Below are 19213 nucleotides of genomic sequence, written 5' to 3'. Positions count from 1 at the left end.
CATGAAATTCCTCGATCTCGCAAAGGTCTATATCCGGTCCGGTTCGGGCGGCGGCGGCTGTATCAGCTTCCGGCGGGAGAAGTTCGTCGAATATGGCGGGCCCGATGGCGGCGATGGCGGCAAGGGCGGCTCGGTCTATGCCGAGGCGGTCGACGGGCTGAACACGCTGATCGACTTCCGCTACCAGCAGCATTTCTTTGCCGATAACGGCCAGCCCGGCATGGGCCGCCAGCGCACCGGCAAGGATGGCGAGGATATCGTGCTGCGCGTCCCCGTCGGCACCGAGATCCTCGACGAGGACCAGGAGACCGTGATCGCCGACCTGACCGACGTGGGCCAGCGGATCGAGCTCGCGCATGGCGGCAATGGCGGCTGGGGCAACCTGCGCTTCAAGACCTCCACCAACCAGGCGCCGCGCCGCTCGAACCCGGGGCAGGACGGGGTCGAGCGCACGCTCTGGCTGCGGCTGAAGCTGATTGCCGACGTGGGCCTCGTAGGCCTGCCCAACGCGGGCAAGTCGACCTTCCTCGCAGCGACCTCCAACGCCCGGCCCAAGATCGCCGATTACCCCTTCACCACGCTGCACCCCAATCTCGGCGTGGTCGAGGTGGACGGGGTCGAATTCGTGGTGGCCGACATCCCCGGCCTGATCGACGGCGCGCACGAGGGCCGCGGCCTGGGCGACCTGTTCCTCGGCCATGTCGAGCGCTGCGCCGTGCTGCTCCACCTGGTCGACGGCACCTCGGGCACGCTGGTCGAGGATTATCACACCATCATCAACGAGTTGGAGGCCTACGGCGAGGCGCTGGCCGACAAGCCGCGGGTGACGGTGCTCAACAAGATCGACGCGCTCGACGACGAGGAACGCGCCTTCCTGCGCGACGAGGTGCAGGCCGCGGGCGCGGAAAACGTCATGCTGATGTCGGGCGTCTCGCGCGAAGGGGTGACGGAGGTGCTCCGCGCGCTCCGGGCCCAGATCGACGATGGCCGCCTGCGCGAGAAGGCCAAGGACGAAGAGCCCGAGCCGTGGCAACCCTGAGCGACGCCAGGCGCATCGTCGTCAAGATCGGCTCGGCCCTGCTGGTGGACCGTGGCAGTGGGCAGTTGCGCGCCGAGTGGCTCAAGGCACTGGTGGCCGACGTCGCCCGCATCCGGGCGCGCGGGACGGACGTGATCCTCGTCTCTTCCGGCTCCATCGCGCTGGGGCGGGGCGCCCTGGGCCTGCCGATGACGGAACTCACGCTGGAACAATCCCAGGCTGCCGCCGCCGTGGGCCAGATCCAGCTCGCCCATGCCTATGACCGGGCGCTCTCCGAACACGGCCTGCGCGCCGCGCAGGTGCTGGTGACGCTGGAGGACAGCGCCGACCGCCGCCGCTACCTCAACTCCCGCGCCACGCTGGAACAGCTCCTCAAGCTGGGCGCCGTGCCCATCGTCAACGAGAACGACACCGTCGCCACCGACGAGATACGCTATGGCGACAATGACCGCATGGCCGCCCAGGTGGCGGTGACGGCAGGCGCCGATCAGCTCATCCTGCTCAGCGACGTCGACGGGTTCTATTCCGGCAATCCCACGCAAGACCCGGCGGCCAAGCGTTTCGACGTCATCTCCGAGATCACGCCCGAGATCGAGGCGATGGCGGGCGATGCCGGCTCGGGCCTCTCGAAGGGCGGCATGAAGACCAAGCTTATGGCCGCCCGCACCGCGACAGCGGCCGGCTGCGACATGGCGATCACCGAGGGATCGGTCCTCAACCCCTTGTCCGCGCTGGAAAAAGGCGCCCCTGCCACCTGGTTCACCGCCCAGGGTGACCCGCAGCAAAAGCGCAAGGCGTGGATCGCCGCGATGAAACCCAAGGGCCGCATCACCGTCGATGACGGCGCGGCCCGTGCGCTTCAGGGCGGCAGCAGCCTTCTGCCCGCCGGCGTCACCGCCGTCACCGGCCGTTTCGGGCGCGGCGACCCTGTCGAGGTGGCCGACACCACCGGCCGCAAACTGGGCCAGGGACTTACCCGCTACGATGCGCGCGATACCGCGTTGATCAAGGGCCTGAAAACACAGGATATCGAGCCAAAACTCGGCTACCCGGCGCGCGGGCCGCTCATCCACCGCGACGATATGGCGTTCTGACCGCCTTTGATGCTACGCTCCCGCCGACCCGCGAAGGACCGCTGACCATGAAAGACCTCGACAACATCCCCGCCCTGATGGCCGAGATCGGCGACCGTGCCAAGGCCGCCGCGGCGCAACTGGCCACCGCGAAACCCGGGACCAAGCGAAAGGCGCTCGAAGCCGCCGCCGATGCGCTCTGGGCCGCCCGTGCCGACGTGATCGCCGCCAACGGCAAGGACCTCGACTATGGCCGCGAAAAGGGCCTGTCAGACGCGATGATGGACCGGCTCCTGCTCAACGAGGACCGGGTGAAATCCATGTGCGACGGCCTGCGCGCCGTGGCCGCGCAGGACGATCCGGTCGGCGAGGTGCTGGCGGAATGGGACATGCCCTCGGGCCTGCATATCCGCCGGGTGCGCACGCCGCTGGGGGTGATCGGGGTGATCTACGAGAGCCGGCCCAATGTCACCGCCGATGCCGGGGCGCTCTGCCTGAAGTCGGGCAATGCCGTGATCCTGCGGGGCGGGTCGGAAAGCTTCCACTCCTCGGCGGCGATCCACGCGGCGCTGGTGGAAGGCTTGCGCGCGGCGGGCCTGCCCGAGGACGCGATCCAGCTTGTCCCCACCCGCGACCGGGCGGCGGTGAAGGAGATGCTGACCATGACCGGCACGATCGACGTGATCGTCCCGCGCGGCGGCAAGGGCCTTGTCGGCCTCGTCCAGCGCGAGGCGCGCGTGCCGGTCTTCGCCCATCTCGAGGGCATCGTGCATATCTATATCGACAAGGACGCCGACCCCGAGAAGGCGCTGCGCGTGGTGATGAACGCCAAGACCCGCCGCACCGGCATCTGCGGTGCGGCCGAGTGCCTGCTCATCCACCGCAAGGTGGCCGACACGATCGGGCAGGGCCTGGTCCGGGCGCTGATAGACGCCGGTGTCGAGGTGCGGGCCGATGCCGCGCTGCAGGTCATTGCCGGCACCCAGGCGGCCAGTGACGAGGATTGGGGCCGCGAGTACCTCGACAGCATCATTGCCGCGAAGATGGTCGAGGATATCGACGGCGCCATCGCCCATATCCGGCAGTACCATTCCCAGCACACCGACTGCATCATCACCGAGGATGACAAAGCCGCCGAAAAGTTCTTCGCCGAGCTCGACAGCGCCATCCTGATGCGCAACGCCTCGACGCAGTTCGCCGATGGCGGAGAGTTCGGGATGGGCGCCGAGATCGGCATCGCCACCGGCAAGATGCATGCCCGTGGCCCGGTGGGTGCGGCCCAGCTCACCAGCTTCAAGTACCTGGTCGAGGGCGACGGCGCGACCCGGGCCTAGAAGCGGATTTCTACATTGAAATGCGTGGCTTGGAAGTCGATCCTCGCGTTTCTTTCGCCCAGGACATGCGGCAGCAGCAGGAACTGCACGGCTGCCGGCGGAATCGCCTCCGGGCCCGGCGCGCCGCGCAACAGGTCCCATAGCGCCGGGTCGGGCGAAAGCCGGTCCGCCTCGGCCCGGATGTGCCAGCGTGGGCCGTCGCGGGCAACCACGATCCGCCCGCCGGCCACCAGCGCCTGTTCCACGCACATCAGCGCCAGCAGCACCGCCTTGATGTCGGGCCGGGCGAAATCGCCGCGCGCCTGCCAGTCGATCACGACCCGTCCCGCCTCGTACACGGCGCCAAGGATCTCCGCCACGGCGTGCCCCGAAACCACCTGTCCCGGCTCGGCATCGCCGAAGGCCAGCCGGAAATACTGGATCCGGGCCGAGGCATGGCCGGCGCTCTCCGCAACCAGGGAGAATTCCGGGCTTTTCGGCAGGCCGGAGAGTTCGAGCAGTTCCAGCCCGTTGGCCACGGCACCCACCGGGCTGATCAGGTCGTGGCAGATGCGAGACCCTATGAGAGAGGCGATCTTGTCGCTAGGATGGGGCAATTGGCTCCTCCGAAATGGCTGGAAATCGCATGTCAGATCTTAACAGTTTCCTGGAACCGGGCATGTTGGTCGAACATCCGCATCAACCCGACTGGGGCACCGGGCAGGTGCAGTCGAATATCGGCGGCCGCATCACCGTGAATTTCCAGGAAGTTGGCAAGGTCGTGATCGATGGCTCCCGTGTCGAATTGATCCCGGTGATCAAAACATGAAAGAGGTTACGGAAAAGTTAAGGCACCCGGAAGTGGTCATGGGCGCGCATGTGCCAAGTGCCGTTGCTTTCGTGGCCGTCGCGCCATAAAACCGCGGCAAACATTGGCGCGAGGGCAGCAATGGGCGTGAGCCAGGAACAGTTCAGCGTCAGGCTGGCGGGCTCGGAGGAGGATCTGAGGGCCGCGCAGCGCCTGCGCTACGAGGTGTTCGTCGAGGAGCTGGGCGGCGATGGGCCGCTGGTCGACCATGACGCGCGGCTGGAGCGGGACCGCTTCGACCCCTATTTCGACCATATCATCCTGACCGACGACACCCGCGGCGGCGACGTGGTGGGCGTCTACCGCGTGCTGCGCGACGACCAGGCGCGCGCCGTGGGGCAGTTCTATTCCGAGGACGAATATGACCTGACGCCCTTGAAACAGAGCGGCCGGCGGCTGATGGAGCTGGGCCGCTCCTGCCTGGCGCCGTCCTATCGCGGGGGGGCCGCGATGTATCACCTCTGGAACGGGCTGGCGCGCTATGTCACGGAAAACGAGATAGAAATCCTCTTCGGTGTGGCCAGTTTCCATGGCACCGACATCGAGGCGCTGTCCCAGCCGCTGTCGATGCTCCATCACCGCCACCTCGCGCCCGAGGCGCTGCGCGTCCGGACACAGGCGGCGCATTATCAGGCCATGAACCTGCTGCCCGAGGACCGGATCGACCGGCGCGCGGCGATGCTGCAGGTGCCGGCGCTGATCAAGGCCTACCTGCGGCTGGGGGGCTACGTGGGCGACGGGGCGTTCATCGACCACGCGTTCAACACCACCGATATCTGCCTGGTGATGGATACCGAGCGGTTGAGCCAAACGCAGAAAAACATTTACTCCAAGGGCATTACGGCGTGAGCTTCACCTGGTCGCCCGAGGAGCCCGCGCCGCCCCACAGGATCACGGCAATGGGGTGGCTTCGGGCCGGGCTGCGCGGGGTGGTGCTGGTGGCGGTGCTGCTGCTGGGCGTGGTGGCGATGATGGCGCTGCGTCTGGTCGAGCGGCCGCTTTACGGGCTGCACCGGCCGTGGACGCCGTTCATCACGCAGGCGGTCTGCCGGACGGCGTTTTTCGTGCTGGGCATGCGGCACGAGGCGGTGGGCGAGCGGATGGCGGAGCGCGGCGCGGTGGTGGCCAACCATGCGTCATGGCTCGATATTTTCTCGCTCAATGCGCGGAAGCGGGTCTACTTCGTGTCGAAGGCCGAGGTGGCGGGCTGGCCGGGCATCGGGTTCCTGGCGAAGATCACCGGGACGGTGTTCATCACCCGCGATCCGCGGGCTGCGAAGGCGCAGCAGCAGGTGTTCGAGGAACGGCTTCTGGCGGGGCACAAGCTGCTGTTTTTCCCGGAAGGCACGTCAACCGACGGGTTCCGGGTTCTGCCTTTCAAATCAACGCTGTTCCAGGCGTTCTTCAATGAGAATCTGCGCGACGAACTGCATATCCAGCCGGTGACGGTGATCTATCATGCGCCCGGGGGGGAAGACCCGCGCTTTTACGGCTGGTGGGGGGATATGGATTTCGGCTCTCACGCGCTGAAACTGCTGGCGGCACGGCGGAATGGCAGGGTGAAGGTCGTCTACCATACCCCTGTAAAGGTTGCCGATTTTGCCAGCCGCAAGGCGCTGGCGGCGCATGTGGAGGGGGTCGTTCGCTCCGGCATGCCGACAGAGCGGCAGGTGGCGGGCGGTGAGGCGCGGCCAACCCCTTGAAAACGCTGCAAACGCAACGTCGGTATCACGTCGGTATTTTGTCGGTATAACGTCGGTGCCAGCGACCGTCACACGTCGCCCATCGCCGCGACCAGCCGGCCCAGTTCGGCGGCCGGGTCCTCGGCGCCCCAGATTTCGGTGCCGATGCCGAAGAAGTCGGTCACCGGGGCGAGGCGGCGGATCAGATCCTCGTCGAGCGCCCCTTCGGCCACCACCGGCACCTCGATCATCTGCGACCACCATTCGAACACTTCGAATTCCGCCCGCGACCCGTCGCCCAGCACGGTATCGCCCGCCGGGCCGAAGCTGACGTAATCGGCACCCGCTTCGCCCGCGGTCATCCCGTCATGGCGCGAGGTGCCGCAGAAGGCACCCACCACCGCGTCGGCGCCCAGCGCCTTGCGGGCGGTGCGGATCTGGCGCGCGCCATCGGTCAGGTGCACCCCGTCGAGACCCAGCCGCTCGGCCAGGATGAAATGGGTGTTGATGACGATGGCGATATCCCGGGCATGCGCCACCTCGCGGCAGGCATCGGCGGCGTGGGAAAGCTGGGTCTCGTCATGGGTCGAGAGGGCGAGGCGGATACATGCCACCTCCTGCGCGTCGAGCACGCGGGCGAGCGTGTCGGGAAACCGGCTGAGCTCGATCTCGGGCGGGGTGATGAGATAGATCTGCGGCTGCTCGGGCTCGGCCATCCGGGCGCTCCTTGTGTTTATCCGGGGTGCTATAACTTGGAAAAAACCCTGCGTCCATGCCAGTTGGCGTGGCGCTGACGGCGGGGGCGGGACGCCCCCGGCGGGGGGTGAGCGGGCCTCCCGGAAACGCTCCGGCGGAGCGTTTCGCCCGCGAACGGGCGGAGCCCTTTGCCAAGAAGAAGCGGGGGCGGAGCGTGTCAAGCGGGGGGGGCGTGCGGAATCGCCTGTTCGCAATGCGGGAAGTTCTTGATCCGGACACCGGCGCCGCGCAAGGGTGAACGGGCCGGTGGGGCAATTCGGACATTTCCGCCGAAGGCCGGCATCGGGACCCTGACATTTCGAGACATCCGGAGACATTTCAATGCGTTTCATGCAATGGGCCGCGCGCGCGGCCTGCCTGGCCTGTGGCCTCGGGCTGGCCACCCTTCCGGCCAAAGCACAGGAGGCGGTGGCCTTTGGTGGCGCCAATGGCTGGGAGATCACCCAACTGAGCAACGGCGGCCAGGTCGTGGCCTGCGAGGCGATGCGCCTCACCGGGTCGGAGGAGGGGCTGTTCTTCCGCCACGACGCGGCCGAGACCATGATCGGGTTCTCGGGCTACGCCTCGGCGGCCTCGCCCTTCGCGATCGACGTGCAGATGTGGTTCGACGGCGATCGCGCGACGGCAGAGACCTATGCGATGGAGCCCGTGACCGACCACAACGGCTTCACCTGGCGCGCGCTCAGGCTGCCCAACAGCGAGCCGTGGGGGGAACTGGACGCCTTTGCCAATGCCGACACGGTGCATTTCGGCTACGACTCCGGCGATGGGCCGACCGAGATGGCCTTTCCGCTGACCGGCTCGAACCGGGCGACGAAGGACACCTATGCCTGCGTGCAGGAGGCCGGCAGTGCGGCGGCGGGCACGGCGAGCCAGGCCTCGGCCGGGCCGCAGGTGATCTCCGGAAGCTGCCGGCTGGTGGTCGACGGGCAGGTCTTTGTCGACAAGCCCTCGGGCTGTCCGATCTGGCTGGCCAATGACGGGTCGGGCGGCTTCTGGATCAACACCAACCGGACGGACGGGCTGGGCGATTACTTCGCCGAGGTGCAGCCCGACGGCACCGGCCGCGCCGGGGCGTGGTGGAACGAAATCCCCGGCGCGCTTCACGCGCAATCCCCGCTGGGCGACGATTTCCGCCTCGGCAGCGGCGGCTGCTGGTCGAACGCCCGCGCCACGGTCTGCGCGGCGCGCTAGGGCAGGGCGGCCTCAGCCCGGGTAGAGGGCGCAGAACTTGTCGGCGAGGTAGCTCATCAGCGGCCCCGCCGACGGCTCCTCTCCGCCACAGGCGCGGGTGATCACCTCGCGCGGGCGATAGCGCCCGCCATGGCGCTGCAAGTTCTCGTGCAGCCAGCGGGTGGCCGGTGTCGGATCGCCGCGCTGGAGGTGGCCGTCGATATCCGGCACCGCGTTCCGCAGCGCCTTGTAGAGACAGCCGGCATAGACATTGCCGAGGCTGTAGGTGGGGAAATAGCCGAAGAGCCCCACCGACCAGTGCACGTCCTGCAGGACGCCGTTGGCCGCGCGGTCCACCTTGTAGCCGAAATCCGTCTCGAACCGGTCGTTCCACGCCGCCTCGAGATCGCGCACCGCGAGGTCGCCCGAGACCAGCGCCTTCTCGAGGTCGAAGCGCAGCATGATATGCAGGTTGTACTGCACCTCGTCCGCCTCTGTCCGGATATAGCCGCGATGCACGCGGTTGACGGCGCGGTAGAAGGCCGCCTCGTCCGCCACCCCGAGATCACCGAAGCGGTCCCGCATCTCGCCGAAAAGCCAGTGGCAGAAGGCGGGCGAGCGGCCGAGCTGGTTCTCGTAGATCCGGCTTTGGCTCTCATGCACGCCCATCGACACGCCCTGGCCCAGCGGGGTCAGGCGGAAGGCCGGGTCGACGCCCTGCTCGTAACAGGCATGCCCGGTCTCGTGGATCGTGGAATAGATGCAGTTGAACGGGTCGTCGGCCGCCGTCCGCGTGGTGATCCGCACGTCGTCGCCGGAGCCCGAGGAGAACGGATGCACCGCAAGGTCCAGCCGCCCGCGCGTGCCGTCATAGCCGAACCGCGCGGCAAGGTCGCGGGCGAAGGCAAGCTGGGTATCGGCGGGGTATGTGCCGCTGACGCCCTCCGCCGCCGCCCCCTCGAGCGCGCGCTTGCGAAGCTGGACGAGGCCGGGGCGCATGTCCTCGAACATGGCTTCCAGCATGGCCGCCGTGGCGCCCGGCTCGAAATCGTCGAGCAGCGCGTCGTAGAGCGTGCCGGTCTCGGCCAGCGCCGCCGCCTCCTCGCGCTTGAGGCGGACGACCTCCTCCAGCGTGGGGGCGAAGGCGGCAAAGTCATCCGCGGCCCGCGCCGCGGCCCAGATGCCCTGTGACCGGCTGGTGAGCCGGGCGAGCGCCGTGGCAAGGCTGGCCGGCACCTTCCGCGCCCGGTCATGCGCCCGGCGGATCTGCCGAAGCTGCGCCTCGCCCACGTCATCCGGCGCCTCGGCCGCCGCCAGCCAGTCGCCCACGCGCGGATCGGTGCGGCGGGCATGCAGCACCGCCTCCATCGCGCCGGATTCCTCCGAGCGCTGCTCGGCCGCGCCGCGCGGCATCACCGTCTCCTGGTCCCAGCTCAGCCGCCCGGCCACCTGGGCCAGCGCCTGTGTCTCGCGCTCATGCGCCATCAGCTCGTCATAGGCCGCCATGGTCTTACCCCCTGACCGATTGCGCCAGCGGATACTGGCTGTGGAACCGCGCTCGGATGATAAGCACCCAGACCGCCACCGCCAGAAGCTGGTGCACGATCGCCACCTGCCAGGGTGCCGCGTAAAGCACGGTGGCGATGCCCATCACCACCTGTGCGCAAAGCGCGATGAAGGCGCCGGTAAAGGCCGCGCGGGTGGCAGTGTTGGCGCTGCGCCGGCCCTTCAGCCAGACCATGACCGAGAAGGCCAGGAGCAGGTAGCCCGCCATCCGGTGGGTGAACTGCACGAAGCCGGGGTTCTCGAACAGGTTGCGCCAGCCAAGGTCGCTCATCCAGAAATCCACCGGCAGGAACCCCCCCGCCATCAGCGGCCAGTCGGTGAAGGTGCGGCCCGCGTCGATGCCGGCGACCAGCGCGCCGATCAGGATCTGCAGGAAGGCGAAATGCATCCATCCCGTCGACAGGCTGAAGAGCTTCGGCTCGCGGCCCCGGCGGGCCTGCATCAGCTCCCGCTCCTCGCGGCCCAAGCTGAAGACATACCACGCGATCAACCCGAGGATGACGAAGGCCAGTCCCAGATGCACCGCCAGCCGGTAGCTCGCCACGTCGAGCATCTGGCCCGTCAAACCGGAGGACACCATCCACCAGCCGATCGCCCCCTGCGCCCCGCCCAGCACGCCAAGGCCCAGAAGCCGCCCGGTCCAGCCCGGCGGGATGGTCCGCGTCAGCAGGAAGCCGAGGAACCCCAGCGCCCAGACAAGGCCGATCACCCGGCCAAGCTGCCGGTGGCCCCATTCCCACCAGTAGATCGTCTTGAATTCCTCGAGGCTCATGCCCTTGTTCTGCAACTGGTACTCGGGAATGGCCTGGTATTTCTCGAACTCGGCCTCCCACGCGGCCTGGTCGGTCGGGGGCAGGGCGCCCTTGACCACGTTCCACTCGGTGATCGAGAGCCCGCTATCGGTCAGCCTGGTCAGCCCGCCCACGGCGATCATCACCACCACCAGCGCGAAAAGCACCAGCAGCCACGCCCGCACCGCGCCACGCGCGCCGCGCCGGCCCTTGTCGATCATGCCGCCCTTCGGCGCCTCGCGCCGGGGCGTCTCCTCGCCCACCTCTTCGAAAATGCTGCGCTTGCCGCTCATCCCCGACCCTTTCCCTTGTTCCGGCGGAGGGTAGTGCCGCCACGCGCCCGCTTCAAGCTCACTCGGCCCGGTCCTTCCAGCGGACCATCTGACGCAGCACCCCGTGCAGCATCCGCACATCGGCGCCCGTCAGGGGCATCCGGCTCCACATGTTGCGCAGGTTGATCTTCATGCCCTCGCGCTTGTGCTCGGGGAAGAAGAAGCCGGCCTCTTCCATGCGCTCTTCGTAATGATCCGCCAGCTTCTCCACCTCGGTCTGGGTGGCCCAGTCGGCGCCGGCCATGTCGGTCCGCTCCATCTCGACCTCACCGCTCGCCCGCCGCCACTCGTAAGCCGTCAGCAGCACGCATTGCGCAAGGTTCAGGCTGGCAAACTCCGGGTTCACCGGCACGCTGATGATGGCATTGGCCCGCGTCACGTCCTCGTTCTCCAGTCCGGCCCGCTCCGGCCCGAACAGCACCGCCACCTTCTCGCCGGCGGCAATCTTCTCGGCCGCCAGCTGCATCGCCCGCTCCGGCGCGAAGACCGGCTTGGTCAGCCCCCGCACCCGCGCGGTCGTGGCGAACACGTAGGAGCAATCCGCCAGCGCCTCGGGCAGGTCGTCGGCCAATACCGCCTCGTCCAGCAACCGCCCCGCGCCGCTCGCCATCGCCGCGGCCTTGGAGTTGGGCCAGCCGTCGCGCGGCGCCACGATCCGCATCCGGTCCAGCCCGAAATTCCACATCGCCCGCGCGGCGGCGCCGATATTCTCGCCCATCTGCGGGCGGACCAGCACGAAGGCGGGCTGCGGGGTCTCTGTCGGCATGGGCACTCTCCTTTACCGCACGCCTCTTAAGCGAGCGCCTTGCCGCTGAAAAGCCCTTGGGCACCAGGAGCGCGTGCCGAAACGCGATGCCCCGGCGCGGGGGATCGCGCCGGGGCGGGGCATGGTGGCTGAACGAGGGGAAGGGAGGGGTCAGGCCACCATTTTCGCGACAACCTCGCCGAAGGAGGACGGCGTGGGGACAATGGTCACGCCCGCCTCCTTGAGGATGTCGACCTTTTCCTGCGCCGATTCGCCGAAGGCCGAGACGATGGCGCCGGCATGGCCCATCCGCCGCCCCTTGGGGGCCGAGAGCCCGGCGATATAGGCCGCGACCGGCTTCGACATGTGGTCGCGGATGTATTCCGCGGCCTCGGCCTCCTGCGGGCCGCCGATCTCGCCGACGAGGACCACGGCATCGGTTTCCACATCGTTTTCAAAGAGTTCGAGGATGTCCTTGAAGCTCGACCCGTTGATCGGATCGCCCCCGATCCCGATCGAGGAGGAGACGCCGATGCCCCGCTCCGACATCTGGCTCGCCGCCTCGTAGCCCAGCGTGCCCGAGCGGCCGACGATGCCCACGCGCCCCGGCTTGTAGATCGAGGGCGGCATGAGCCCGGCAAAGGCCTGTCCGGGCGTGATGATGCCCGCGCAGTTCGGCCCGATCAGGCGCATCCGCCGGTCTTCCTTGTAGCGGCGCATGTAGCGTTTCACCTGGATCATGTCCTGCGCCGGGATGCCGTCGGCGATGCAGACGCAGGTCTTTATCCCCGCATCCGCCGCCTCCATGATCGAATCCGCGGCAAAGGGCGGCGGCACGAAGCTGACCACCAGGTCGGCGCCGGTTTCGGCCACCGCGCCCTTCACCGTGTTGAAGACCGGCAGGTCGAGATGCGTGGTGCCGCCCTTGCCGGGCGTCACGCCGCCCACGACGTTGGTGCCGTGCTTGATCATGTCCTGCGCGTGGAAACTGCCGATCCGCCCGGTGATGCCGGTCACGAGAACGCGGGTGGTGCTGTCGATCAGAATGGCCATCACGAGGCCTCCTTCATATGGGCCGTCTTCCAGGCGCCGACGACCTTCTCGGCCGCCTCGGCCAGGGTGCTGGCGGTGATGATGTCGAGGCCGCTGTCTGCGATAAGCTTGCGGCCTTCCGCGACATTGGTGCCCGAGAGCCGCACGACGAGCGGCATTTGCAGGTCAAGCTCCTTCACCGCCCGGATCACCCCCTCGGCGATCCAGTCGCAGCGGTTGATGCCGGCGAAGATGTTGACGAGGATGCCTTCGACATTGCGGTCGTTGAGCACGGCCTTGAAGGACATGAGCACGCGTTCCGGACTGGCCCCGCCGCCCACGTCGAGGAAGTTGGCAGGCTCGCCGCCCGCCATCTTGATCATGTCGAGCGTGGCCATGGCGAGCCCGGCACCGTTGACGATACAGCCGATCCGGCCGTCGAGGCCGATATAGTTCAGGCCGCGGTCGCCCGCGTAGGTCTCGCGCGGGTCTTCCTGGCTCTTGTCGCGCAGCTCCGAGATATCCGGGTGCCGGAAAAGCGCGTTGTCGTCGAAGGCGAGCTTGGCGTCCAGCGCCACGATCTCGTTGCCCTGCGTCACCACCAGCGGGTTGATCTCGACCATGTTGGCATCGGTCTCGCTCATCAGGCGGTAGCAGCCGATGATCGTCTTGACCGCCGCCGGAATGAGCGCGGGGTCGAGCCCCAGCTGGAAGGCGATCTCGCGCGCCTGGAAGTTCTGCATGCCCACCGCGGGGTCGACCACGCTGCGGATCAGCGAGTCGGGCTCGTTGGCCGAGATTTCCTCGATCTCCATCCCGCCCTGCGCCGAGGCCACGACGACCACGCGCTCGAGCTTGCGGTCCATCACGAAGCCCAGGTAGATTTCCTGCGCGATGTTGGTGGCTTCCTCGACATAAAGCCGGTTCACCAGCTTGCCCTGCGGCCCGGTCTGGTGGGTGACGAGGCGGCGGCCCAGCATCCACTGGGCGGCGTCGGCCACCTCCTCTTCGCTCGCGCAGATGCGCACCCCGCCCGCTTTGCCGCGCGCGCCGGAATGGATCTGCGCCTTGACGACCCACTTGTCGCCGGAAAGCTCCGAGCAGCGATAGACGGCCTGTTCCGGCGAATAGGCGATGCCGCCGCGCGGGGTGCTGACACCGAAGCGGCGCAGCATCTCCTTGGCCTGGTATTCGTGAATGTCCATGGGGTGACCTCCTTGTTATCCCTTGGCCGCGATGGCGTCGGCGACGGTGATGACGTTGTTGGCCATCCGCTCGCTGGCGGCGTCGATCATCTTGCCGTCCAGCGCGGCGGCGCCCTTGCCCTGGGCGGCGGCGGCCTTCAGTTCCTCGATGATGCGCCGCGCCTTGGTGACCTCGCCCTCGGGGGGCGAGAAGACATCGTTGGCAAGCTTCACCTGGCTGGGGTGGATGGCCCATTTCCCCTCGATCCCGAGCGCCGCGGCGCGTTTCGCCGAGGCGATATAGGCCTCGGGGTCCGAGAAATCGCCGAACGGCCCGTCGATGGCGCGCAACCCATAGGCCCGGCAGGCCACGGTCATGCGCGACAGGGCGAAATGCCACTGGTCGCCGGGGTAGTCGGGGTTCAGCCCGCCGATCACCACGGTGCGGGCGCGGGTCGAGGCGGCATAATCGGCCACGCCGAAATGCATCGCCTCCAGCCGGCCGGGGGCGGCGGCGATGGCCTCCACGTTGGCCATGCCCAGCGAGGTTTCAATGAGCGCCTCGAGGCCGATCTTGTGCGAGAACCCCTTGGCCTCCTCGATCTGGGAGAGCAGGGTTTCGACCGTGTAAAGGTCGGCCGGCACGCCCACCTTGGGCACCAGCACGGTGTCGAGATGCTGGCCCGCCTGTTCGACGATCTCGACCACGTCGCGGTACATGTAATGGGTGTCGAGCCCGTTGATCCGGATCGACATGGTCTTGCCCTTGGCCTTCCAGTCGATGTCGTTGAGCGCCTGGATGATGTTGGCGCGGGCCTGCACCTTGTCGGGGGGCGCCACCGCATCCTCGAGGTCGAGGAAGATGTAGTCGACCTCCGATGCGGCCGCCTTGTCGATCATCGACGGGTTCGAGCCCGGCACGGCCAGTTCCGACCGTTGCAGGCGCTGCTTCTTGAGCGGGTGGAGGGTGTAGCTCATGTCCGTGATCCCTTGTTGCGTGTTGGCGCCAGTGTCGCGCCGGGCGGGCCGGGGCGATACTTCCCTGCGGGTAAGAATGCCCGCGCGGGGAGGGGCGCGGGCGACGAACGGGTAGGGGGCGACTACCCGGAGCGGGGCCTGCGGGATGCGGTGGGATGCACTCGCTGCGGCGCAGAGAAGTGTATGGATTACAGGGGTTTACGATCGGAAACTTTCGTCGCGGCGCCAGCGGCGAAAACCCGGAATTTGCGCAAATTCCGGGCTCGGGAAATGCGCATTTCCCGAGGGTACTTTCCGCGCGGAAAGTACCTACAGGATCACGCGGATCGGTTCCTGGTTGCAGAAGATGACCATCTGCCCGGCATTCTCGACCGCATGATAGCCGCGCCGGGCCAGTTCGGCCTCGAACCGGTTGCGGCCGATATAGCGGTCGATGTCGCGCAATTGCCGGCGGATGACGCGCCCCTCGCGCGCTGCGCGTGAGGAGAACAGCTTGCCCAGCCATTGCTCGGGCGTGATCGGACCATGATCTCTCATGCCCCGATCCTTCCCCATCCGTGGTTAATGTCCGGTTTACGTCACCAGGTCGCCCGGCGTCTCACCCGCCAGGAACGCTCGCAGATTGTCGATCGCCCGATGCCCCATGGCAACGCGCGTCGCCTCGGTGGCAGAGCCCAGGTGCGGCGCCAGCACGATGTTCTCATGCCCGAGAAACCGCGCATCGAGTGCCGGTTCGCCCATGTAGACGTCGAGCCCCGCCGCCGCCAGCTTCCCTGACTCGAGCGCCGCGAACAGCGCGTCCTCGTCCACCACGTCGCCGCGCGCCGTGTTCACGAGGATCGCCCCGGGCTTCATCGCCTCGAACACCTGCGCGCCGATCAGCTTGAACGTCTCCGCCCCGCCGGGACAGTGGAGCGACAGGAAATCCGCCTCCGCCGCCACCTCGGCAATCGACCCGAGCTGTTCCGCCTTGCCATTCGCCGCCCTGATGTCTTCCGGCACGTCCCAGGCATCCTGAAACACCACGCGCATGCCGAACCCGCCATGGGCCCGCCGCGCCATCGCCTGGCCGATCCGGCCGAAACCGACGATCCCGAGTGTGGCGCCCGAGACCTTCTTGCCGATCATGTGGGTGGGCCGCCAGCCCTCCCAGCCGCCGGCCCGCGTCTCGCGCTCGCCCTCGCCGATGCGGCGGGCGGCGGCGAGCAGCAGGCCCATCGCCAGGTCGGCGGTGCAGTCGGTCAGGACGTCGGGCGTGTTGGTCACTGCGATGCCATTGGCCCGCGCGGCCTCGATGTCGATATGGTTGAACCCCACGCCGTAATTGGCCATCACCCGAACCTTGCCCTTCGCGGCCCCGTAGAACTCCGCCGGGATCCGGTCCGACACGGTGGGCAGGATGGCGTCATAGCTTTCCGCCGCCGCCATCCATTCCTCGTGGCTCAGGGCCGTATCCGGATGGCGCAGGCTGACGGTGCCCAGCCCTTCCGCCACCAGCCGCTCCTCCGCCGCCTTCGGCCAGGCGCGGGTGACAAGGATTTGCCGCTCCGCCATGGCTCAGGCGGCCTTGGCGGGCAGGGCCACCGCCGCCGGGGTAGACTCGCGGAAATGCGCCTGCGCGGCGGCCACGCCCGAACCCGGGACGATCTGCGCGCCCGCATCCACCAGCGCCATCTCGGCGGCAGAGATCGCCCCGCAGAGCATCACCGGGTTCAGCGACCCCAGGTGCCCGATGCGGAACGCGCGGCCCATCAGCTTGTTGAGCCCGGAGCCCAGCGAGGTCTGGTACTTGTAATAGGCCCCCGAGATCACGTCGCGCGCATCGACCCCCTCGGGCGCGAAGATCGCCGACACCGTGTCGGACTGCCATTCCGGCCCGGCCGCCACCAGCGCACACCCGTCCCAGGCCGCCACGGCGGCGCGCACGCCACCCGCCAGCCGGTTATGCCGCGCCCAGACGCTTTCCATCCCGGCCTCCAGCAGCAGGTCGAGCGAACAGCGCAGGCCCCGCAGCAGCTGGGTCGCCGGCGTGTAGGGGAAATAGCCGGTATCGTTCAGCTTGATCATGTCCTCGAAGCTGAAATAGCACCGCGCCATGCCGTCGCCCGCCAGCGCCCGGTTCGCCTCCAGCGCCTTCTCCGAGACGCCGAGGATGCCCAGCCCGGCGGGCAGCATGAACCCTTTCTGCGAGCCCGAGACCGCCAGGTCGACGCCCCATTTCTCCATCTCGAACTCGATCGACGCGATGGAACTCACCCCGTCGACATAAAGCATCGCCGGATGACCACAGGCATCGAGCGCGCGGCGCACGCCTTCGATGTCGGAGGTCACACCGGTCGCCGTTTCGTTCTGGGTGGCGAAGACCGCCTTGATCTGGTGGGTCTTGTCGGCCTCGAGGATGCGGGCATAGGCCTCCACCGGCACGCCCTTGCCCCATTCGACCTCGCACAGCTCTACCTCGAGGCCCAGCCGCTCGGCCATGTCCACCCACAGAAGCGAGAACTGCCCGAAGCGCGACATCAGAACCTTGTCGCCGGGGCGCAGCGTGTTCTGGATGGCGCTTTCCCACGCGCCCGTTCCGGACGAGGGGAACACGAACACCCGGCCGCCCTCCATCCGGTAGACCTTCTTCAGGTCCGCCAGCAGCCCGCTGACGAAGCCGGGGAAATCGGGGGCGCGCATGTCCTCCATGGGCAGGTTCATCGCCTGCCGCACGGGCTCCGGCACGTTGGTGGGGCCGGGAATGAAAAGGTGCTGGTAGCCGTTCATCTGGGGTCTCCTCGTCTCGATTGGCCCATGTATCGGCGCTTGCTCCCGGCGGCGTAACGCCCAAGGGGATACCCCGTGCCCGCCGGTGGCGGAGGGGCGCCACCGAACGGGTAGCCACGGCCCACCCTTTCGGGTGAGGCCGGCCTACGGAACACCACGGCATGCGCTTGCATACCGATTTTTCGTTTGATTTCATCGGTTTCCGGCGTCGAAGTGTCGCAAACCATTCCCACCGGGCACGCCCGGTATGGTGTATGCTCGACCGATGACACACGCGCAGGACCACGCAGAAATGACAGCCGAGACCATGGCAGAGCGCCCGCAGGTGATCGTCGCCGACCGGCAGCTCATCGTCTGCCAGGGCATCGGCTCGCTCGTGGCGCAGATCCCCGAGGTGCGGCTGGGGCCCTTCGCCACCGACAAGGCGGGGCTCAAGCAGCTCCTGTCGAAGACCGAAGGCCCCGCGATCCTGATCCTCGGCGTGCGGCTCTCGGATGGCGACCTGACCTCGGTGCTGGACACGGTGCGCAAATCCTACCCGCAGGTGATGATCGTGGTCGTGGCCGAGGATACCGAGTTCGCCTTCATCCGCACCGCCATCAAGTCGGGCGCCAACTCGGTCTGCATGATGGGCCAGATCCTGACCAGCCTGCCGCGCATCCTCGGCAAGCTGGTCGAGGGGCATTCCATCGTCCCCACAGATATCCTGCGCAAGCTGACCTCGGAAAACGCCGACAGCCTGTCGCGGCGCGAGCACGAGATCCTGGCGCTGCTGGTGGACGGGCTGACCAATTTCCAGATCTCCGCCCGGCTGGGCCTGTCGGAGAACACGGTGAAATATTACCTCAAGGCGATCTACCAGAAGCTAGACGTCAATTCCCGCGGGGCAGCCATCGCCAAGTACGTGGCGGGGAATTACTGACCCCCTCGGGCGGCGGCGCGCGGGGCGGGCCGGGGATTTGAGTATTTTTGGAAAGATGAAAGGGCAGGGTGCGCCCCGCGCTACCCGGCACGAATTGACGCTGTCGGCGCGCGAAACTGTGCTAGGCTCGCCGGAAGGGGTATTCTTTTGGGGGGATTGTCATGCGCCTTTTCCTGATCGCCTGCTGTGCCGTGCTGTGGTTCGCCGCGCCGGCCCGGGCCGACCTGATCTTCTGCAACGACAGCGCCGCGCGGGCGACCGTGGCGATCGGCTACAAGGGGGCCGAGGGCTGGACCTCGGAAGGCTGGTGGGAGGTGCTGCCGGCCGAGTGTTCCACGGTCATCGGAGGGGAGCTGCCGCTGACCCACTACTATTGGCGGGCGACCACGGGGGACGAGGATTTCCCGGCGCAGGATTACTATTTCTGCGCCACTGACGAGGTGTTCACCATCGTCGGCGACACCAATTGCGAGGCGCGCGGGTACGAGCGCGTGGCGTTCAGCGAGATCGTGGTCGGCGGGGCCCGTGACGTGACGGTGCGGATGACCGGCGCGGCGGCGCCGGCCCCGGTTGCGGCGCCCGCGCCCGGGCCGAAACCGCGGCCGGCAGAGGAGGGGGTCGATCTCGGGGCGGTCCTGCAGCTTCTCCAGGGCGAGTGGCACGACCTGGGCGACGACGCCTTCACCATGATCATCCGCGACACACGCATCGAGGACCGCTATGCCGGCATCAAGGCCGGGGAGGCGACGTTCGAGCTGGCCCCGACCTGTGACGGGGCCGACGGGGCAGGGCCGGTCATGCTGGTGAAATACCCGGATGTGCAGCTTCTGTGCTGGATCATCCTGGAGCTCGACGCGGATGACCTGGTCTACATCCCCGCCAACCGGGACGAGCCTGTCCGGATGGACCGGGGGTATTGACGTCGCGTCGGCTCACCCGGAGGTGATGGAAACAAGCGGCGCGGCGCGCGTTGTCTTCCCTGACACATGC

The 19213-nt window shown here is 67.7% G+C and carries 20 protein-coding genes; 9 read left to right on the top strand and 11 right to left on the bottom strand.

What is annotated here, in order from left to right; translation table 11 throughout:
• Position 1: 1 nt before the first annotated feature.
• Genes obgE through QUV18_RS14055 form a run of 3 tightly spaced genes read left to right on the top strand, consistent with a single transcriptional unit; the run spans position 2 to position 3446 of the window.
• On the top strand, positions 2-1039 hold the full coding sequence (obgE, locus tag QUV18_RS14065) for a GTPase ObgE (RefSeq protein ID WP_300894613.1): 1038 nt from the start codon (positions 2-4) through the stop codon (positions 1037-1039).
• Positions 1027-2133 carry a glutamate 5-kinase gene (gene proB, locus QUV18_RS14060; RefSeq protein ID WP_300894611.1) on the top strand — a complete coding sequence of 369 codons (1107 nt, stop codon included), beginning with the start codon at positions 1027-1029 and terminating at the stop codon, positions 2131-2133. The genes obgE and proB overlap by 13 nt, the downstream gene beginning before the upstream one ends.
• A gap of 47 nt (positions 2134-2180) precedes the next feature.
• Positions 2181-3446 carry a glutamate-5-semialdehyde dehydrogenase gene (locus tag QUV18_RS14055; RefSeq protein ID WP_300894610.1) on the top strand — a complete coding sequence of 422 codons (1266 nt, stop codon included), beginning with the start codon at positions 2181-2183 and terminating at the stop codon, positions 3444-3446.
• Here the strand turns inward: QUV18_RS14055 and QUV18_RS14050 are convergent.
• Complete coding sequence (locus tag QUV18_RS14050) at positions 3443-4042, bottom strand: histidine phosphotransferase family protein (RefSeq protein WP_300894609.1); 600 nt, start codon at positions 4040-4042, stop codon at positions 3443-3445. The genes QUV18_RS14055 and QUV18_RS14050 overlap by 4 nt on opposite strands.
• A gap of 29 nt (positions 4043-4071) precedes the next feature.
• On the opposite strand from QUV18_RS14050, the gene QUV18_RS14045 reads away from it, so the two are divergent.
• The 3 genes from QUV18_RS14045 to QUV18_RS14035 all read left to right on the top strand — a co-directional run bounded on the left by QUV18_RS14045 (position 4072) and on the right by QUV18_RS14035 (position 5996).
• Positions 4072-4254, top strand: coding sequence for a DUF3553 domain-containing protein (locus QUV18_RS14045; RefSeq protein WP_300894608.1), 183 nt, complete (start codon positions 4072-4074; stop codon positions 4252-4254).
• Positions 4255-4374: 120 nt separating this feature from the next.
• Positions 4375-5142: a GNAT family N-acyltransferase gene (locus QUV18_RS14040; RefSeq protein ID WP_300894607.1), complete on the top strand. Its 768-nt coding sequence runs from the start codon at positions 4375-4377 to the stop codon at positions 5140-5142.
• A 50-nt stretch (positions 5143-5192) separates the two neighbouring features.
• On the top strand, positions 5193-5996 hold the full coding sequence (locus tag QUV18_RS14035; RefSeq protein ID WP_300894760.1) for a lysophospholipid acyltransferase family protein: 804 nt from the start codon (positions 5193-5195) through the stop codon (positions 5994-5996).
• 68 nt (positions 5997-6064) lie between these two features.
• Here the strand turns inward: QUV18_RS14035 and QUV18_RS14030 are convergent, their stop codons facing one another.
• Positions 6065-6691 carry a thiamine phosphate synthase gene (locus tag QUV18_RS14030; RefSeq protein ID WP_300894606.1) on the bottom strand — a complete coding sequence of 209 codons (627 nt, stop codon included), beginning with the start codon at positions 6689-6691 and terminating at the stop codon, positions 6065-6067.
• Positions 6692-7052: 361 nt separating this feature from the next.
• Here QUV18_RS14030 and QUV18_RS14025 point away from each other — a divergent pair, with 361 nt between their 5' ends.
• Positions 7053-7925 carry a hypothetical protein gene (locus tag QUV18_RS14025; protein ID WP_300894605.1) on the top strand — a complete coding sequence of 291 codons (873 nt, stop codon included), beginning with the start codon at positions 7053-7055 and terminating at the stop codon, positions 7923-7925.
• Between the two features lie 12 nt (positions 7926-7937).
• On the opposite strand, the gene QUV18_RS14020 is transcribed toward QUV18_RS14025, so the two are convergent.
• From QUV18_RS14020 to QUV18_RS13980, 9 genes are all read right to left on the bottom strand, one after another.
• Positions 7938-9410: a carboxypeptidase M32 gene (locus QUV18_RS14020; protein ID WP_300894604.1), complete on the bottom strand. Its 1473-nt coding sequence runs from the start codon at positions 9408-9410 to the stop codon at positions 7938-7940.
• A 4-nt stretch (positions 9411-9414) separates the two neighbouring features.
• Positions 9415-10554, bottom strand: a complete 1140-nt coding sequence (gene ctaA, locus QUV18_RS14015) for a heme A synthase (RefSeq protein WP_300894603.1) — start codon at positions 10552-10554, stop codon at positions 9415-9417.
• A 58-nt stretch (positions 10555-10612) separates the two neighbouring features.
• A complete protein-coding gene (locus tag QUV18_RS14010; protein WP_300894602.1) occupies positions 10613-11359 on the bottom strand; it encodes an RNA methyltransferase in 747 nt (248 codons plus the stop codon).
• 150 nt (positions 11360-11509) lie between these two features.
• Positions 11510-12391: a succinate--CoA ligase subunit alpha gene (sucD, locus tag QUV18_RS14005; protein WP_300894601.1), complete on the bottom strand. Its 882-nt coding sequence runs from the start codon at positions 12389-12391 to the stop codon at positions 11510-11512.
• The gene (locus QUV18_RS14000) at positions 12391-13575 is read right to left on the bottom strand and encodes a malate--CoA ligase subunit beta (protein WP_300894600.1); all 1185 of its coding nucleotides are present in this window, start codon (positions 13573-13575) and stop codon (positions 12391-12393) included. Before QUV18_RS14000 ends, sucD begins: the two co-directional genes overlap by 1 nt.
• A gap of 15 nt (positions 13576-13590) precedes the next feature.
• Positions 13591-14532: a CoA ester lyase gene (locus QUV18_RS13995; RefSeq protein WP_300894599.1), complete on the bottom strand. Its 942-nt coding sequence runs from the start codon at positions 14530-14532 to the stop codon at positions 13591-13593.
• A gap of 309 nt (positions 14533-14841) precedes the next feature.
• Positions 14842-15069, bottom strand: a complete 228-nt coding sequence (locus tag QUV18_RS13990; protein ID WP_300894598.1) for an N-(5'-phosphoribosyl)anthranilate isomerase — start codon at positions 15067-15069, stop codon at positions 14842-14844.
• 36 nt (positions 15070-15105) lie between these two features.
• Complete coding sequence (locus tag QUV18_RS13985; RefSeq protein WP_300894597.1) at positions 15106-16086, bottom strand: D-glycerate dehydrogenase; 981 nt, start codon at positions 16084-16086, stop codon at positions 15106-15108.
• Positions 16087-16089: 3 nt separating this feature from the next.
• Positions 16090-17301: an aminotransferase class V-fold PLP-dependent enzyme gene (locus QUV18_RS13980; protein WP_300894596.1), complete on the bottom strand. Its 1212-nt coding sequence runs from the start codon at positions 17299-17301 to the stop codon at positions 16090-16092.
• A 292-nt stretch (positions 17302-17593) separates the two neighbouring features.
• Here QUV18_RS13980 and QUV18_RS13975 point away from each other — a divergent pair, with 292 nt between their 5' ends.
• Both QUV18_RS13975 and QUV18_RS13970 read left to right on the top strand, forming a co-directional pair.
• On the top strand, positions 17594-18223 hold the full coding sequence (locus tag QUV18_RS13975; RefSeq protein WP_300894595.1) for a response regulator transcription factor: 630 nt from the start codon (positions 17594-17596) through the stop codon (positions 18221-18223).
• Between the two features lie 161 nt (positions 18224-18384).
• The gene (locus QUV18_RS13970; RefSeq protein ID WP_300894594.1) at positions 18385-19143 is read left to right on the top strand and encodes a DUF1036 domain-containing protein; all 759 of its coding nucleotides are present in this window, start codon (positions 18385-18387) and stop codon (positions 19141-19143) included.
• The last annotated feature ends 70 nt before the right edge of the window (positions 19144-19213 follow it).

Source organism: Roseovarius sp. (assembly GCF_030373445.1).
In the GTDB taxonomy this organism is placed as follows: Bacteria; Pseudomonadota; Alphaproteobacteria; order Rhodobacterales; family Rhodobacteraceae; genus Roseovarius.
The sequence above is the reverse complement of the archived record's forward strand: the minus strand, read 5'-3'. Positions and strand labels throughout refer to the sequence as shown.

Excerpts from the sequence above, each read along its gene's own strand:
- QUV18_RS14055 (WP_300894610.1), top strand. The coding sequence starts at position 2,181 with ATGAAAGACCTCGACAACATCCCCGCCCTGATGGCCGAGATCGGCGAC.
- QUV18_RS14040 (WP_300894607.1), top strand. The coding sequence starts at position 4,375 with ATGGGCGTGAGCCAGGAACAGTTCAGCGTCAGGCTGGCGGGCTCGGAG.
- QUV18_RS14010 (WP_300894602.1), bottom strand. The coding sequence starts at position 11,359 with ATGCCGACAGAGACCCCGCAGCCCGCCTTCGTGCTGGTCCGCCCGCAG.
- QUV18_RS13980 (WP_300894596.1), bottom strand. The coding sequence starts at position 17,301 with ATGAACGGCTACCAGCACCTTTTCATTCCCGGCCCCACCAACGTGCCG.
- QUV18_RS14035 (WP_300894760.1), top strand. The coding sequence starts at position 5,193 with ATGGGGTGGCTTCGGGCCGGGCTGCGCGGGGTGGTGCTGGTGGCGGTG.
- sucD (WP_300894601.1), bottom strand. The coding sequence starts at position 12,391 with ATGGCCATTCTGATCGACAGCACCACCCGCGTTCTCGTGACCGGCATC.
- QUV18_RS14025 (WP_300894605.1), top strand. The coding sequence starts at position 7,053 with ATGCGTTTCATGCAATGGGCCGCGCGCGCGGCCTGCCTGGCCTGTGGC.
- QUV18_RS13990 (WP_300894598.1), bottom strand. The coding sequence starts at position 15,069 with ATGAGAGATCATGGTCCGATCACGCCCGAGCAATGGCTGGGCAAGCTG.
- obgE (WP_300894613.1), top strand. The coding sequence starts at position 2 with ATGAAATTCCTCGATCTCGCAAAGGTCTATATCCGGTCCGGTTCGGGC.
- QUV18_RS13985 (WP_300894597.1), bottom strand. The coding sequence starts at position 16,086 with ATGGCGGAGCGGCAAATCCTTGTCACCCGCGCCTGGCCGAAGGCGGCG.
- QUV18_RS14000 (WP_300894600.1), bottom strand. The coding sequence starts at position 13,575 with ATGGACATTCACGAATACCAGGCCAAGGAGATGCTGCGCCGCTTCGGT.
- QUV18_RS13975 (WP_300894595.1), top strand. The coding sequence starts at position 17,594 with ATGACAGCCGAGACCATGGCAGAGCGCCCGCAGGTGATCGTCGCCGAC.
- ctaA (WP_300894603.1), bottom strand. The coding sequence starts at position 10,554 with ATGAGCGGCAAGCGCAGCATTTTCGAAGAGGTGGGCGAGGAGACGCCC.
- QUV18_RS13970 (WP_300894594.1), top strand. The coding sequence starts at position 18,385 with ATGCGCCTTTTCCTGATCGCCTGCTGTGCCGTGCTGTGGTTCGCCGCG.
- QUV18_RS14030 (WP_300894606.1), bottom strand. The coding sequence starts at position 6,691 with ATGGCCGAGCCCGAGCAGCCGCAGATCTATCTCATCACCCCGCCCGAG.
- QUV18_RS14045 (WP_300894608.1), top strand. The coding sequence starts at position 4,072 with ATGTCAGATCTTAACAGTTTCCTGGAACCGGGCATGTTGGTCGAACAT.
- QUV18_RS13995 (WP_300894599.1), bottom strand. The coding sequence starts at position 14,532 with ATGAGCTACACCCTCCACCCGCTCAAGAAGCAGCGCCTGCAACGGTCG.
- QUV18_RS14020 (WP_300894604.1), bottom strand. The coding sequence starts at position 9,410 with ATGGCGGCCTATGACGAGCTGATGGCGCATGAGCGCGAGACACAGGCG.